Below are 15,139 nucleotides of genomic sequence, written 5' to 3' on the forward strand. Positions count from 1 at the left end.
GCCCCAGAACCTGGACGGAAAGCGAAAGCCCAACATGAGCCTGCACGGTCTGCTCGACGCTGTCGTCAAGGACTCCGCACTCGCCGAAGCGGTCAAGGCCGGCAAGGACGGCAACCGCACCCACGTAGACCTGGTCGGTCCGCCCGCCGCCCGGCCCTTCGCCATCGCGGCCCTCGCCCGCGAGACGAACCGCACCGTCCTCGCCGTGACGGCGACCGGTCGCGAGGCCGAGGACCTGGCGGCCGCCCTGCGCACGATCCTGCCGCCGGACACCATCGCCGAGTACCCCTCCTGGGAGACGCTCCCGCACGAGCGCCTCTCGCCCCGCTCCGACACCGTCGGCCGCCGCCTCGCGGTCCTGCGCCGCCTGGCGCACCCGCGCCCGGACGACCCCGAGACGGGCCGTGTCTCCGTCATCGTCGCCCCCGTCCGCTCGGTCCTCCAGCCGCAGGTCAAGGGCCTGGGTGACCTGGAGCCCGTCGCCCTGCGCACCGGCGAGACCACGGACCTGAACGAAACCGTGGAGGCCCTCGCGGCAGCCGCGTACTCCCGCGTGGAGCTGGTCGAGAAGCGCGGCGAGTTCGCCGTGCGCGGCGGCATCCTGGACGTCTTCCCGCCGACCGAGGAGCACCCGCTCCGCGTCGAGTTCTGGGGCGATGACGTCGAGGAGATCCGCTACTTCAAGGTCGCCGACCAGCGCTCCCTGGAGGTCGCCGACCACGGCCTGTGGGCCCCGCCCTGCCGCGAGCTGCTCCTGACGGACGAGGTTCGGGAGCGGGCCGCCGCGCTCGCCGAGGCGCACCCCGAGCTCGGTGAGCTCCTCGGCAAGATCGCCGAAGGTATCGCCGTCGAGGGCATGGAGTCCCTCGCGCCGGTCCTGGTCGACGACATGGAGCTGCTGCTCGACGTCCTGCCCGCGCAGAGCATGGCCGTGGTCTGCGATCCCGAGCGCGTGCGCACCCGCGCGGCCGACCTTGTGGCGACCTCTCAGGAGTTCCTCCAGGCCAGCTGGGCCGCGACCGCGGGCGGCGGAGAGGCGCCCATCGACGTGGGCGCGGCCTCCCTCTGGGGCATCGCCGACGTCCGCGATCACGCGAGCGACCTCGGCATGATGTGGTGGTCCGTCTCTCCCTTCGCCGCCGACGAGGACCTTGACGACGACACCCTCAAGCTCGGCATGCACGCCACCGAGACCTACCGCGGCGACACCGCGAAGGCTCTCGCCGACACCAAGGGCTGGCTCGCCGACGGCTGGCGCACCGTCTATGTGACGGAAGGCCACGGGCCCGCCGCCCGCACCGTCGAGGTCCTGGGCGGCGAAGGCATCGCCGCCCGCCTCGACGCCGACCTCAGCGAGCTCACGCCCTCCGTCGTGCACGTCTCCTGCGGCTCGATCGACTACGGCTTCCTGGACCCGGCCCTCAAGCTCGCCGTCCTCACCGAGACCGACCTCTCGGGACAGAAGGCGGCCGGCAAGGACGGCCAGCGGATGCCCGCCCGCCGCAGGAAGACGATCGACCCGCTCACCCTGGAGACCGGCGACTACATCGTCCACGAGCAGCACGGCGTCGGCCGCTACATCGAGATGGTGCAGCGCACCGTCCAGAACGCCACCCGCGAGTACCTGGTCGTCGAGTACGCCCCCGCCAAGCGCGGCCAGCCCGGCGACCGCCTCTACATCCCCACCGACCAGCTGGAGCAGATCACCAAGTACGTCGGCGGCGAGGCCCCCACCCTGCACCGCCTGGGCGGCGCCGACTGGACGAAGACGAAGGCGCGCGCGAAGAAGGCGGTCAAGGAGATCGCCGCCGACCTCATCAAGCTCTACAGCGCCCGCATGGCCGCCCCCGGCCACGCCTTCGCCCCCGACACCCCCTGGCAGCGAGAGCTGGAGGACGCCTTCCCGTACGTGGAGACGCCCGACCAGCTCACCACCATCGCCGAGGTGAAGGACGACATGGAGAAGACGGTCCCGATGGACCGCCTGATCTGTGGCGACGTCGGCTACGGCAAGACGGAGATCGCGGTCCGCGCCGCCTTCAAGGCCGTCCAGGACGGCAAGCAGGTCGCGGTCCTGGTCCCGACGACGCTCCTGGTGCAGCAGCACTTCGGCACGTTCTCCGAGCGCTACTCCCAATTCCCCGTCAAGGTGCGGGCGTTGAGCCGCTTCCAGACGGAGACCGAGTCCAAGGCCACCCTGGAGGGCCTGAGTGACGGCTCGGTCGACATCGTCATCGGCACGCACCGCCTCTTCTCCTCCGAGACGAAGTTCAAGGACCTGGGCCTGGTCATCGTCGACGAGGAGCAGCGCTTCGGCGTCGAGCACAAGGAGCAGCTGAAGAAGCTGCGCGCGAACGTCGACGTCCTGACGATGTCGGCCACGCCGATCCCGCGCACCCTCGAAATGGCCGTGACCGGCATCCGCGAGATGTCGACGATCACCACGCCCCCCGAGGAGCGCCACCCCGTCCTGACCTTCGTCGGTCCCTACGAGGAGAAGCAGATCGGCGCGGCCATCCGCCGCGAACTGCTGCGCGAGGGCCAGGTCTTCTACATCCACAACAGGGTGGAATCGATCGACCGGGCAGCGGCGAGGCTGCGGGACATCGTCCCGGAGGCCCGCATCGCCACCGCGCACGGCCAGATGTCCGAACAGGCCCTGGAACAAGTGGTGGTGGACTTCTGGGAGAAGAAGTTCGACGTGCTCGTCTCGACGACGATCGTCGAATCGGGCATCGACATCTCCAACGCCAACACGCTGATCGTCGAACGCGGCGACAACTTCGGCCTCTCCCAGCTCCACCAGCTGCGAGGCCGAGTGGGCCGAGGCCGCGAGCGCGGCTACTCGTACTTCCTCTACCCGCCGGAGAAGCCCCTCACGGAGACCGCCCACGAACGCCTCGCCACGATCGCCCAGCACACGGAGATGGGCGCGGGCATGTACGTGGCGATGAAGGACCTGGAGATCCGAGGCGCGGGCAACCTCCTGGGCGGCGAACAGTCGGGGCACATCGCGGGCGTCGGCTTCGACCTCTACGTACGCATGGTGGGCGAGGCGGTGGCCGACTACCGCGCGTCCCTGGAGGGCGGCGTGGAGGAGGAGCCGCCGCTGGAGGTCAAGGTCGAGCTGCCGGTCGACGCGCATGTCCCGCACGACTACGCCCCCGGCGAGCGGCTGCGCCTCGCGGCCTACCGCTCCATCGCGTCGGCGAGCAGCGAGCAGGACGTCAAGGCGGTGCGCGAGGAACTCACCGACCGCTACGGCAAGTTGCCGGAGCCCGTGGAGAACCTTCTCCTGGTGGCGGGCCTGCGCATGCTGTCCCGCGCGTGCGGGGTCGGCGAGATCGTGCTGCAGGGCAACAACATCCGCTTCGCCCCGGTGGAGCTGCGCGAGTCGCAGGAGCTCAGGCTCAAGCGGCTCTACCCCGGCACGGTCATCAAGGCGAACGCGCACCAGCTCCTCGTCCCGCGCCCGAAGACGGCGAAGGTCGGCGGAAAGCCGTTGGTCGGGCGTGAACTCCTGGGCTGGGTCGGGGAGTTCTTGACGACGATCGTGGGTTCTTGAGACCGCCGTGGGCCCCGGCGCGGACCGGGGCCCACGGCGGCGCCCTGATAGGGGGACAGGGGCGGTGCGCGTCAGGGGGTGCAGGCCTCGGCGATCGACAGGCTGTTCTCGTAGAGGTGATGCCGTGTGATCCGCCCGTCCTCGACCGAGAGCCGCAGCGCGAAGGGCCCCTCGAAGGACTTGCCCGTGGCGTGCACGGTGCCCCAGAGGCGACCGAGGATCACGGCCTCCGCGCCCTCGACGACGAGGGTGTCGGCGGTCGCGCCCGCCGAGTCCGGCACCAGGTGCGCGGCGAGTTCGGCGGACTGGGCCGCGCACTCGGCGGCGGTGGACCGCGGCCGGATCCACGGCACGCTCGGGTTCTCCGCGAGCAGCCAGTCGACCTCATCGGCGAACAGGGCGGCCAGGCCCTCGGTGTCGCCGGTCAGCCGGTATCCCAGGAAGGCCTGGACGGCGGCGCGGGTGGCGTCTTCGGTGGTGGTCTCGGTGGCCTCTGAGGTCTTGGTGGTCTTGGCGGTCGTCATCCGGACTCCTCGGTCGGTCTTCCTGCGGCTGCCGTCGATACTTCCGCAGCGCCGATGAGGGGTCGATTACGCCGGAGGTAAGACAGGGAACGATATGGTCTAAACCAGTCACTCGGTACGGTGGCGGCGAGGGACGTGAGCATGTGGGTCAGGGGAGGGGAAGTGCCGTGGGGCTTGGGGCTGTTGTCGGGCTCGTCTGTTTTCCGGTGAAGTCGATGCTGGGGGAGGAGCGCGAGCGGCTCGTCGTCGACGAGCGGGGTGTGGCCGGTGACCGGCTGCGGGCCCTGCGGTACGAGGACGGGAAGCTGGGGAGCGGCAAGGACCACCGCCGGTTCCGGCGGACGCCGGGGATGCTGGAGCACACCGCCACGTACGAGGGCGACGGCCCCGTGGTCACCACGCCGGACGGCGAGACGCTGCGGCCCGGCGACCCCCGCATCGGCGAACTCTTCGGCCACGGCGCGGAGTTGGTCCGCGAGGGCCAAGCGAGCCATCAGGACGCGGGCGCCGTCTCACTCGTCGGCACGGCGTCGCTGCGCGCGCTCGGTGAGCTGCTCGGCGATGTCGACCCCGTAGACGTACGCCGTCTGCGCAAGAACATCGTGATCGGGACCGACGAGCCGTGGATCGAGGAGGACTGGGTCGGGCGGGAGATCCGCTTCGACGGCGGCCTGCGCCTGCGCGTCACCAAGCGCATCGACCGCTGCGTCATGACCACCCAGGCCCAGCGCGGACTCCCGGCCGACAGCCGCATCCTGAAGACGCTCACCGCGTCGCGCGACATGTGCATCGGCGTGTACGCCGACGTCGTGACGCCCGGCGAACTCGCGCTCGGGGCGCAGGTGACCGCCCAGTGAGCGTGCGTGGCAAGGGAGTTCGGACCGCGCTGCTGCTCGCGCTCGCCGTCGCCGGAACCGTCACCGGCTGCACTCCCGAGAAGCAGGGCGGCGGCTCCGCCGGGCCCGACGCCAAGGCAGGACCCGCGCTCGCCGCCGTCGACGCGCTCACCGTCAAGGGCCGTGCGCCCAAGACCGGTTACGACCGCGACCGGTTCGGCAGCCCCTGGGCCGACACGGACTCCAACGGCTGCGGCACCCGCGACGACATCCTCAAGCGCGACCTGGAGGACGTGAAGTACCGCGACGGCGGGGACTGCGAGGTGTCATCCGGGGTGCTGAAGCCCGACCCGTACACCGGCGAGGACGTGACGTTCGTGCGCGGTCGCAGCCAGGTCGACATAGACCATCTCGTCGCCCTCTCGGACGCCTGGCAGAAGGGCGCGGGCACGTGGGAGCCGAGCAAGCGCATCGCCTTCGCCAACGACCCGCTCAACCTCCTGGCCGTCGATGCGGGCCCCAACCGCGGCAAGGGGGACGGCGACACGGCCACCTGGCTGCCGCCGGACAAGGGGTACCGGTGCACGTATGTCGCGCGGCAGGTGGCGGTGAAGAAGAAGTACGGGGTGTGGGTGACGGGCGCCGAGCGGGACGCCATGCAGCGGGTCCTGTCCGGCTGCCCGCAGGAGAAGCTGCCGACCGGGGACAGCCCGACGGCGGCTCCCGGGCGGTTCCACGCGCGCTGAGGTCTCCTCGTACGGAGAGGAAAATGGCTTAACAGGTGGGGCCGCGCCCGCTACCGTCCGGGGCATGGACCTGAAGATCACGACGCTGGCCGAGCGGCCCGAACTAGCCGGACCCCTCTGGGAGATGGACGACACCTGGCCGGAGTTCATCGGCAACGACCCGATCGCGTGGTCGATGATCGGGCGGATCGTCAAGGATCTTCCCGAGTACGTCCTGGTCGCCACGGACGAGCGGGGCGCGGTCGCGGCCAAGGCGTTCAGCGTGCCGTTCGCGCTGCGGGCCGACGGGCGCGGTGAGCTGCCGGACGGCGGCTGGGACCAGGTCATGCTGTGGGCGTTCTCGGACCTGCGGCACGGCAGGAAGCCCGACACGGTGAGCGCGATCGAGATCACCGTGGCGAAGGAGTACCTCGGGCAGGGCGTGTCCGGGCGGATGCTCGGCGCGCTGCGCGAGAACGCACGCGCGCGTGGCTTCGCGGAAGTCGTCGCCCCGGTGCGCCCGAACGCCAAGCACCTCGAACCGGCCGAGCTGATCGACACGTACGCGCAGCGCAAGCGCGACGACGGCCTTCCCGCCGACCCGTGGCTGCGGGTGCACGTGCGGGCGGGCGGCGTCATCGCGAAGGTGGCGCACGCGTCCATGACGGTGTCCGGTTCGACCGCGCAGTGGCGGACGTGGACGGGGCTGCCGTTCGACACGGCGGGCGCCGTCGAGGTGCCGGGCGCGCTGGTGCCGGTGCACTGCGAGCCTGAGCGCGGGTACGCGGTGTACGTGGAGCCGAATGTGTGGGTGCGGCACGTGCTGTGAGCCGTGACGAACACCGCTCCTTGTGAACCGGGTCAACCCAACCAAGCCTGGATGATGCGTAAACGGGTGTGAAGCGAGCTGTTCTGCCCGGGTGGGTATGCTCGGCGCCACAGCGCCGCGGCGGACATGCTCGCGGCGGGCAGTGGGACCGAGAGGAGCCGGCCGGTGCGGGGCGACGCGACAGAGGTGACCGCCGCCGGGATAGCCCGGCTCGCCGGAGTCGGCCGGGCGGCCGTCAGCAACTGGCGCCGCCGCCACCCCGACTTCCCCAAGCCCGTCGGCGGCACCGAGACCAGCCCCTCCTTCCCGCTCACGGAGATCGAGGAGTGGCTGCGCACGCAGGGCAAGCTGGGAAGGCTCGGCGAAGTACCGCTCAGGGAACGCGTCTGGCAGCACCTCGCGGGCCACCCCGCGGGCCCGGTCACCGCTCTCCTCCACTCCGGGTGCGTCTTGCTCCTCGTACGCGACCGTCACACGGACTGGCTCAAGGTGAGCGCGGTGTCGGACGAGCGCATGGCGGAGTTGCTTTCGGGGGTGCTTGCGGAGGTGGTCAACGCTCGGTTCGGCGCATCCGCGGCTCTCCCCCCGGCCACCGGCGGACAGGCCGTGCGCATCCCGGACGCCGCGCGGCTCCTGCCCTCCGTCCCCCTGCTGCGCGGCGTGGCCGAGCTCGCCTCCGAGCTGGGGGCCCGGCAGACGTACGAGTTCCTGGTCGGGCGGCACATCGACGCCAACCCCCGGCAGTACACGCTCACTCCGTCCGGCCCCGCCGACCTGATGGCCGCGCTCGCCGGTCCCGCGCGGACCGTGCTCGACCCGGCCTGTGGCACCGGCGCTCTGCTGCGAGCCGTCGCTCCGCGACCCGACCAGTCCCTCTACGGCCAGGACAGCGCCCCCGAACTCGCCGCCCTCACCGCGCTGCGCCTTGCCCTGCACTCCGACGCCACCGTGCGCGCCGCCGCAGCCGACACCCTGCGCGCGGATGCTTTCGGGGACACACATGCGGACGCCGTGCTCTGCCACCCGCCGTTCAACGAGCGCAACTGGGGGCACGACGAACTCGCCTACGACCCCCGGTGGGAGTACGGCTTCCCGGCCCGTACGGAGTCCGAACTCGCCTGGGTCCAGCACGCGTTGGCCAGGCTGAAGGACGGTGGCACCGCTGTCGTCCTGATGCCGCCCGCCGCGGCGTCCCGCCGCTCCGGGCGCCGGGTCCGTGCCGACCTGCTCCGTCGCGGCGCCCTGCGCGCCGTGATCGCCCTGCCTGCCGGTGCGGCGCCCCCGTACAACATCCCGCTGCACGTGTGGGTCCTGAAGAGGCCGGTGCCCGGCGCGCAGGCCGCGTCGCCCGAGCTGCTTCTCGTCGAGACGGCGGGGCTCGCAGCCGCCGACGGCAGGGACCGGCAGGTGTGGCGGGCGGTGCAGGACGCCGTGGTGGACGTCTGGCACCGCTTCGACCGGCACGGCACCGTCGACGAACAGCCCGGTCTCGCCCGCGGCGTGCCGGTCCTCGAACTCCTCGACGACGAGGTCGACCTGGCACCGGCCCGCCGCCTGCCGCCACCGGCCGCGAGCGGCGGCCTCGAGGAGCTGACGGCCGTCCGCGAACGGCTCGGCGACGCGGTGCGGCGGACGGCCGACCTCATGCCGCCGCCCGCGGAGGCGGGCGACGCGGCCCGCTGGCCGATCACCACGGTGGCTGAACTCGCCCGCACGGGTGCGCTGTTGCTGCGTACGGGGACGGGGACGGGAACGGGCCCCGGGGCGCCGAGCGCCCGCGTCCTCACCGAGCACGACGTGCTGCTCGGAACGGCGCCTTCCGGTAACGCTTCCGGTATCCCTGCGGGTATCCCTGAGAGGGCCCCCTCAGATGCTGACTCCGACTCCGACTCCGTTTCCGACTCCGTAGTGACCCGGCCCGGCGACGTCGTCATCCCCGCATCCGGCGGCGGCACCGCCGCCCGCGTCGTCGACGAGGCCACGGCGGGAGCCGTACTCGGCCGTGGGCTCATCCTCCTGCGCCCCGAACCGGCCGCCCTGGACCCCTGGTTCCTCGCCGGGTTCCTGCGCGGCACCGCCAACAACCGACAGGCGAGCAGCTACGCGTCCACCACCGCCCGGCTCGACGTCCGCCGCCTCCAGGTCCCGCGCCTGCCGCTCGACGGACAGCGTGGCTACGGAGAGCGGTTCCGCGCACTCGCCGCCTTCGAGGACGCCCTGCGGCTCGCGGGCAGGCTCGGCGAGCAGTTGGTGCGGGGGCTGCACGACGGGCTGACGGACGGCACGCTTCCGCCGGAGTGACCCGTCCGGGTTCCGCCGGAACGATACGACCGGTTCCGCGGGGAGCCGCGATCCGGACGTGACCAGGACGTGACCAGTACGGCAACGGTTCGGTACAACCCGGGACCGCTTCTCCTTGTCGGCCTATACGCTCGGATCTGCATTCGTTCGTATTTCGACTCCCGGCCGTGCGTTCCCCCAGGCGAACGCGCGGCCGCATCAGGCACCAGGAGCAGCCATGCACGGCCACGGCTACGCGCCGCAGCAACCGCAGCCGACCTCCGGCAGCACACATGTGACGCTGCGCGTGGTGTTCGTGGTCCTCGCCACCATCACCTGCGGTCTGCTCGCCTGGGCGCCGATGCTGCGGCTCGTCATCGTGACGCGCAAGTCGTACGACTGGGCCATCTTCGCCCTGGTGACCGCGCTCGACGTGACGGCACTCGTGCTCGTCGGCATCGACCCGGGCGCGGACGAGTTCCAGGGGCCGGGCAACGCGGGCATGGTGCTCCTGCTGAGCACGCTGGTGGCCAGCGTCCCCTACTACCTGTACGCGGACATACGGCACTTCAACCGCCTCCAGCAGCCGCAGTACGGGGGCTACGCAAGCCCGCGGCCCGCCTACGGCTATCCGCAGCAGCAGGGCACCGCCCCCGTCCACCCCCAGCCCACGCAGCTGCACCAGCCGCCGGTCCAGCAGACGCCGCCCCCGCCCGCGCGTCCCGCACCGGCCCGCATCCACCAAGTACAGGCCGAGCTCGACGAGCTGAGTGACTACCTGCGTAAGCAGGAAGGCGGCAACTGACCGTGTCATCGGGGACGTCACTGGGGGCGGGCGGCCGTGTCGTCGCCGGACGCTACGAACTCTCCACGCTCATCGGCCAGGGCGGCATGGGCCAGGTCTGGACGGCGTACGACCAACGCCTCGACCGCCGTGTCGCGGTCAAGCTCCTGCGCCCCGACCGGGTCGCGGGCGCCGAGGCCGAGGAGTTGCGCCGCCGCTTCGTGCGCGAGTGCCGCGTCACCGCCCAGGTCGACCACCCGGGCCTGGTCACGGTCCACGACGCGGGCACGGAGGACGAGGACCTCTACCTCGTCATGCAGTACGTCGACGGGGCGGACCTCGGCGACCACCTCGCCGAGCACGACCCCTACCCGTGGCAGTGGGCCGTCGCGATCGCCGCGCAGCTGTGCGCCGTGCTCTCCGCGGTGCACGCCGTACCGATCGTGCACCGCGACCTGAAGCCGCGGAACGTGATGGTCAAGCAGGACGGCACGGTCTCCATCCTCGACCTGGGCATCGCGTCGGTCATGGACACCGACACCACTCGCCTCACGCACACCGGTTCGCCCATCGGCAGCCCCGCGTACATGGCCCCCGAGCAGGCGATGGGCGGTGCGGTCGGCCCGTACACCGACCTGTACGCCCTGGGCGTCCTGCTGCACGAACTCCTCAGTGGCGACGTGCCGTTCAGCGGATCCACCGCCCTCGGCGTCCTCCACCGCCACCTCTACGAACCGCCGCTCCCCGTCCGCCGCCTGCGCGCCGAGGTCCCCGAGGCCCTCGAAGCCCTGGTGCTCCGGCTGCTCGCCAAGGACCCCCAGCACCGGCACGCGAGCGCCCAGGAGGTCTACGAGGAGCTGGCCCCTCTCCTGCCCGCGCGCGGCATCCCGACCGGCGGCCCGCTGGACCCCACCCGCCCGTTCCTGCGCCCGCACGCGCCGTGGCCCGACCGAGCGGCGACACCGGCGGCCGCCCCCGCCATCCAGCCGGACCGCCCCGACCAGAGTCAGGGCCCAGGCAGCCACACCGATGTGGTGCACGCGGTCGACGAGGTCAAGCGGCTCCTCGGCGAGGGCCGCATCACACAGGCTGTGGACATCCTCGGCTCGATCCTGCCCGCGGCCGCCGCCAAGCACGGCGAGCACTCCCCGGTGGTCCGCTCCCTGCGCAAGCAGTACGCGGCGACGCTGATGGACGACGGCCAGTACCGCCGCGCCCTGCCCGAACTGCGCCGCCTCGCCGACGAACGCGCCGCCGAGTCCGGCCAGGCCGACCCGCACTCGCTCCAGTTCCGCTACGAGGCCGCGCAGTGCCTGGAGCAGCTCGGCGAACCGGCGGCGGCATTGGCGGAGTACCGCGCCCTCCTGCCGTACTACGAGAACCGCTACGCCTCCGACGACCGCGAACGCCCCTTGGAAATCCGCCGCCGCATCGGCCACTTGCTCCTGGCCCTCGGCGACCGGGCGGCGGCGCACGACACGCTGGCGCGGCTGCTCATGGACGCCGAGCGGATGCACGGGGTCGGTCATCCGTTCCCGGCGGAGATCCGGCGTACGTTGCAGTGGCTGGGACAAGTGCGCGGGTAGTGACCGCTCGGCGCGAGGGTGCCCCAACTCTCCGAGAATCGTTGGTCGAATAGGTGGCCGAGAGACCGGTCACTCCCTAACATCGATCATCGCAAGACTTTGTGCACCGCCGCACAATCTCCTCGGGAGGCTCACTTGCACCGCCGTCGTCGTCGCACCGCGCTCGTCCTCTCCACCGCGGCCATCGCCGCGGCGCCCCTCCTCACGGCCTGCGGCAACGAGGCGCATCCGGGCGCCGCGGCCGTGGTGGGCAAGGACCGGATCACGGTCTCGCAGCTCGAGGGCCGGGTGAACGAGGTGCGCGACGCGCAGCGCGCCGCTATCCCGGACGCGCAGCAGTACGAGCAGGCCATCGCCAAGACCGGCGGCCTCACCCGCAGCACGCTGCACACGATGGTCCTGGACAAGGTGCTGCACCAGGCGGCGGCCGATGCCGGGGTGGACGTGTCACGCCGCGAGATCCAGGCGATGAGAGCGGGCCTGGAACAGCAGGCGGGCGGCAAGAAGGCCCTCGAACAGGGTTGGCTCCAGCAGTACAGCGTCGCCCCGTCCCGCCTCGAGGACAGCCTCCGTACGGAGATCGAGGCCCAGAAGCTGGCGAAGGAACTGGGCGCGGACATGAACGCCCCCGAGGGCCAGGCGATCTTCTGGAAGGCGCTCTCCAAGGCCTCCAAGAAGCTGGACGTGGATCTGAACCCGAGGTACGGCACGTGGGACGTGGAGAAGAGCAAGCGCGCGGACGCGAAGACGCCGTGGGTGCGCGAGGTGTCCGGGAAGGGCGCCGCGGGGCCCAAGCAGGCGTGACGGGAGCAGGGGCGGGGCTGTCGGTGCGGTGGGTTACGTTCGACGGGTGAACGAAACCACGCCCCCGGCCGACGCTCCCGGCCGCGTCATCCTCCTCACCACCAGCCACCGCGTGGCCCCCGGCCTCCTGTCCTGGCCCGCGTGGCAGGCACTGCACGGGGCGGACGAGGTCCTGTGCGCCGACGCCACGCACCCGCAGTTGCCGTATCTGCGCGAGGCGGGCGTGGCAGTGGACCAGGCGTCGCCCACGGCCCAGGACCTGGTGGCGGCCTGCGCCGGCGACCGCACGGTCCTGGTCATCGCCACGGCGGAGGGCGACCGCGCCCTGACGGACGGCCTGGCGAGGCTCGCGGGCTCGGGCCGCGTCTCGATGCCCGACCTGGAACTGCTCCCGGCGTCGTACGACCTGCCGGGCGCGCGGCTCCTTGACCTCGTCCAGGTCATGGACCAGATCCGGCTTGAATGCCCCTGGTCGTCCCAGCAGACGCACAAGGGCCTGGCGAAGTACGCGATCGAGGAGGCGTACGAACTGGTCGAGGCGATCGAGGAGGGCGACAGGGAGGAACTGCGCGAGGAGCTCGGCGACGTCCTGCTCCAGGTGGTCTTCCACGCGCGCATCGCCGAGGAGGACGAGGAGTCCCCCTTCTCCCTGGACGACGTGGCGGGCACGATCGTCGAGAAGCTGATCCACCGCCACCCGCACGTGTTCGGCGACGACTCGGCGGACACCCCCGAGGACGTGAAGGCGCACTGGCTCCGCACGAAGGCCGAGGAGAAGCAGCGCTCGTCGGTGACGGAGGGAATCCCGCTGGGGCAGCCGGGCCTTGCGCTCGCATCCAAGCTGGCTTCGCGGGTGCGGGCGGCGGGCCTTGAGGTGACCCTCCCGTCCGGGGAGGGGGTCGGCTACGAGCTCCTTGCGCTCGCGCTCCGGGCCGAGGCGGCGGGCGTGGACCCGGAGTCGGCATTGCGGGTGGCGGCGCGGGCTTATCGGGATGCGGTGCTGGCGGCCGAGGGGGCGGGGGCTTAGGGGCCGCACGGTCCAGCCACCGATTGCTGTACCTACCCTATGTAGGTACATTGGGCTCATGGAAACCATCGGTCTGCGCGAGCTGAACCAGAACCCCTCCAAGGCAGTGGCCCGGGTTCGGGCCGGTGCCTCGATACTGGTCACCGACCGGGGCAAGCCGGTCCTGCGCATGGTCCCGGAGACCGAGGCGCCCGGCACCCTGCAGCGCCTGCTCGAATCGGGTGACGTCTCCGCGCCCGCCGAGCAGGGCATGCCCGAGGTGTTCACCGACCTCGCGCCCGACCTCGGCAGCCTCTCCGACGTACTGCTCGAAGAGCGCGACAGGGAGCGTCGCCGGTGATCTATCTCGACAGTTGTGTGCTGCTGAAGTTCATCAAGTCGGAGAAGGAGACCGAGGCGCTGCGCACCTGGCGGGCCGGGCTGCCGACCGGGACTGAGCTCATCGGCAGCGCATTGGCCCGCCTTGAGATCACGCGGACCCTGTACCGGGCGGGCGTCGACCATCAGCGCGTCCCCTTCTTTGTGGGGCAGGCCGTACGCGGCGCCTATCTCGTCGACGTCACCACCACGGTCATGGCGCGAGCAGCCGCCTACCGCACCCAGCGGCTCGGCACGCTCGACGCCATCCACCTGGCGAGCGCAGACCCCTTTCGGCAGGACATCACCGAGTTCGTCACTTACGACCAGGAGCTGGCTCGCGCGGCCGAGGAGCTCGGCTTTCCGGTGAGTGCCCCGGCGTAACGGACCAACGGCACGCGGGTGCGGGCGGCCGGATACGGTCAGGACCATGCAAGACCAGCCGCCCGCCCCCGCAGGGGACGCCCCCGCAGCCTGCCCCGCAGGGGCGCATCCCGCCCCGTCCGAGGCCCAGGGGCCGGAGATGCCCGAGCTCTTCACGTGGGAGTTCGCCACCGACCCCTACCCCGCCTACGCCTGGCTCCGCGAGCACGCACCCGTGCACAGGACCCGGCTGCCCAGTGGTGTGGAGGCCTGGCTGGTCACCCGGTACGTCGATGCCAAGCAGGCCCTCGCCGACCAGCGGCTCAGCAAGAACCCGGCCCATCACGGCGAGCCCGCGCACGCGAAGAGCAAGACCGGGATCCCGGGCGAGCGCAGCGCGAACCTCATGACGCATCTGCTCAACATCGACCCGCCCGACCACACGCGGCTCAGGCGCCTCGTCTCCAAGGCCTTCACTCCGCGCCGTATCGCTGAATTCGCGCCCCGCGTGCAGGAGTTGACCGAGCAGCTCATCGATCAGTTCGCGGAGAAGGGGGAGGCCGACCTCATCCACGACTTCGCCTTCCCGCTCCCCATCTACGCCATCTGCGACCTGCTCGGCGTGCCCCGCGAGGACCAGGACGACTTCCGGGACTGGGCGGGGATGATGATCCGCCACGGGGGAGGGCCCAGGGGCGGGGTCGCCCGGTCGGTGAAGAAGATGCGCGGCTATCTCGCCGAGCTGATCCACCGCAAGCGCCTCGAACCCGGCGACGACCTCATCTCCGGGCTCATCCGCGCCTCCGACCACGGCGAGCACCTCACCGAGAACGAAGCCGCCGCCATGGCCTTCATCCTTCTCTTCGCCGGGTTCGAGACCACCGTCAATCTCATCGGCAACGGGACGTACGCCCTCCTCACCCACCCCGAGCAGCGCGAGCGGCTCCAGGAATCGCTCAAGGACGGCGGCGACACCGGTCTTCTGGAGACCGGACTCGAAGAGCTGCTCCGCTTCGACGGGCCCGTCGAGCTCGCCACGTGGCGGTTCGCCACCGAGCCGCTGACGATCGGAGGGGAGGAGATCGCCACCGGAGACCCCGTCCTCGTCGTCCTCGCCGCCGCCGACCGTGACCCGGAACGCTTCGCCCGGCCGGACACGCTCGACCTCTCCCGCCGCGACAACCAACACCTCGGCTACGGCCATGGCATTCATTACTGTCTCGGTGCGCCGCTCGCCCGGCTCGAGGGCCAGGCCGCCCTCGCGACCCTCCTGCGGCGCCTCCCTGACCTGCGCCTCGCGGTGGAACCTGGTGATTTGAGATGGCGCGGCGGGCTCATCATGCGCGGACTCCGCACGCTCCCCGTGGAGTTCGCACCCGCACAGCGGAGCAAATAGCCGGGGTGTGGGGCGCCTTGTGGCTGACGGGTCGTCAAGACTGTGACTTTCACGTGATCTCCC

13 protein-coding genes are annotated in these 15,139 nt (G+C 71.4%); 12 read left to right on the forward strand and 1 reads right to left on the reverse strand.

All coding sequences use genetic code 11. From position 1 onward, the window contains the following. Window positions 1-34: 34 nt before the first annotated feature. Window positions 35-3,565, forward strand: a complete 3,531-nt coding sequence (gene mfd / locus AC5P1C_RS09180) for a transcription-repair coupling factor (protein ID WP_493865189.1) — start codon at window positions 35-37, stop codon at window positions 3,563-3,565. 71 nt (window positions 3,566-3,636) lie between these two features. Here the strand turns inward: mfd and AC5P1C_RS09185 are convergent, their stop codons facing one another. Continuing rightward, window positions 3,637-4,089: a nuclear transport factor 2 family protein gene (locus AC5P1C_RS09185; protein ID WP_493865190.1), complete on the reverse strand. Its 453-nt coding sequence runs from the start codon at window positions 4,087-4,089 to the stop codon at window positions 3,637-3,639. 167 nt (window positions 4,090-4,256) lie between these two features. Here AC5P1C_RS09185 and AC5P1C_RS09190 point away from each other — a divergent pair, with 167 nt between their 5' ends. The 11 genes from AC5P1C_RS09190 (at window position 4,257) to AC5P1C_RS09240 (ending at window position 15,076) form a co-directional block, all read left to right on the forward strand. After that, window positions 4,257-4,946: an MOSC domain-containing protein gene (locus tag AC5P1C_RS09190; protein ID WP_493865191.1), complete on the forward strand. Its 690-nt coding sequence runs from the start codon at window positions 4,257-4,259 to the stop codon at window positions 4,944-4,946. Beyond that, on the forward strand, window positions 4,943-5,671 hold the full coding sequence (locus AC5P1C_RS09195; protein WP_493865192.1) for an HNH endonuclease family protein: 729 nt from the start codon (window positions 4,943-4,945) through the stop codon (window positions 5,669-5,671). The genes AC5P1C_RS09190 and AC5P1C_RS09195 overlap by 4 nt, the downstream gene beginning before the upstream one ends. A 64-nt stretch (window positions 5,672-5,735) precedes the next feature. Further along, window positions 5,736-6,479 carry an N-acetyltransferase gene (locus AC5P1C_RS09200; RefSeq protein WP_493865193.1) on the forward strand — a complete coding sequence of 248 codons (744 nt, stop codon included), beginning with the start codon at window positions 5,736-5,738 and terminating at the stop codon, window positions 6,477-6,479. Between the two features lie 165 nt (window positions 6,480-6,644). Further along, a complete protein-coding gene (locus AC5P1C_RS09205) occupies window positions 6,645-8,780 on the forward strand; it encodes an N-6 DNA methylase (protein WP_493865194.1) in 2,136 nt (711 codons plus the stop codon). A gap of 217 nt (window positions 8,781-8,997) precedes the next feature. After that, window positions 8,998-9,564 carry a hypothetical protein gene (locus tag AC5P1C_RS09210; protein WP_493865195.1) on the forward strand — a complete coding sequence of 189 codons (567 nt, stop codon included), beginning with the start codon at window positions 8,998-9,000 and terminating at the stop codon, window positions 9,562-9,564. A 2-nt stretch (window positions 9,565-9,566) separates the two neighbouring features. Further along, window positions 9,567-11,129, forward strand: a complete 1,563-nt coding sequence (locus AC5P1C_RS09215; protein WP_493865196.1) for a protein kinase domain-containing protein — start codon at window positions 9,567-9,569, stop codon at window positions 11,127-11,129. A gap of 135 nt (window positions 11,130-11,264) precedes the next feature. Then, the gene (locus AC5P1C_RS09220) at window positions 11,265-11,933 is read left to right on the forward strand and encodes a SurA N-terminal domain-containing protein (protein ID WP_493865197.1); all 669 of its coding nucleotides are present in this window, start codon (window positions 11,265-11,267) and stop codon (window positions 11,931-11,933) included. A 46-nt stretch (window positions 11,934-11,979) separates the two neighbouring features. Continuing rightward, entirely contained in the window at window positions 11,980-12,960 is a 981-nt protein-coding gene (locus AC5P1C_RS09225; protein ID WP_493865198.1) for a nucleoside triphosphate pyrophosphohydrolase, read from the forward strand. A 58-nt stretch (window positions 12,961-13,018) separates the two neighbouring features. Then, window positions 13,019-13,300 carry a type II toxin-antitoxin system Phd/YefM family antitoxin gene (locus tag AC5P1C_RS09230; protein ID WP_493865199.1) on the forward strand — a complete coding sequence of 94 codons (282 nt, stop codon included), beginning with the start codon at window positions 13,019-13,021 and terminating at the stop codon, window positions 13,298-13,300. Next, a complete protein-coding gene (locus tag AC5P1C_RS09235) occupies window positions 13,297-13,701 on the forward strand; it encodes a type II toxin-antitoxin system VapC family toxin (RefSeq protein WP_493865200.1) in 405 nt (134 codons plus the stop codon). The genes AC5P1C_RS09230 and AC5P1C_RS09235 overlap by 4 nt, the downstream gene beginning before the upstream one ends. Window positions 13,702-13,747: 46 nt before the next feature. Then, entirely contained in the window at window positions 13,748-15,076 is a 1,329-nt protein-coding gene (locus tag AC5P1C_RS09240) for a cytochrome P450 family protein (protein ID WP_493865201.1), read from the forward strand. Window positions 15,077-15,139: the final 63 nt, after the last annotated feature.

The organism is Streptomyces sp. A18 (genome assembly GCF_059026065.1).

Coding starts and splice junctions, on each gene's coding strand:
- mfd (WP_493865189.1), top strand. CDS start 35: ATGAGCCTGCACGGTCTGCTCGACGCTGTCGTCAAGGACTCCGCACTC.
- AC5P1C_RS09230 (WP_493865199.1), top strand. CDS start 13,019: ATGGAAACCATCGGTCTGCGCGAGCTGAACCAGAACCCCTCCAAGGCA.
- AC5P1C_RS09210 (WP_493865195.1), top strand. CDS start 8,998: ATGCACGGCCACGGCTACGCGCCGCAGCAACCGCAGCCGACCTCCGGC.
- AC5P1C_RS09185 (WP_493865190.1), bottom strand. CDS start 4,089: ATGACGACCGCCAAGACCACCAAGACCTCAGAGGCCACCGAGACCACC.
- AC5P1C_RS09240 (WP_493865201.1), top strand. CDS start 13,748: ATGCAAGACCAGCCGCCCGCCCCCGCAGGGGACGCCCCCGCAGCCTGC.
- AC5P1C_RS09200 (WP_493865193.1), top strand. CDS start 5,736: ATGGACCTGAAGATCACGACGCTGGCCGAGCGGCCCGAACTAGCCGGA.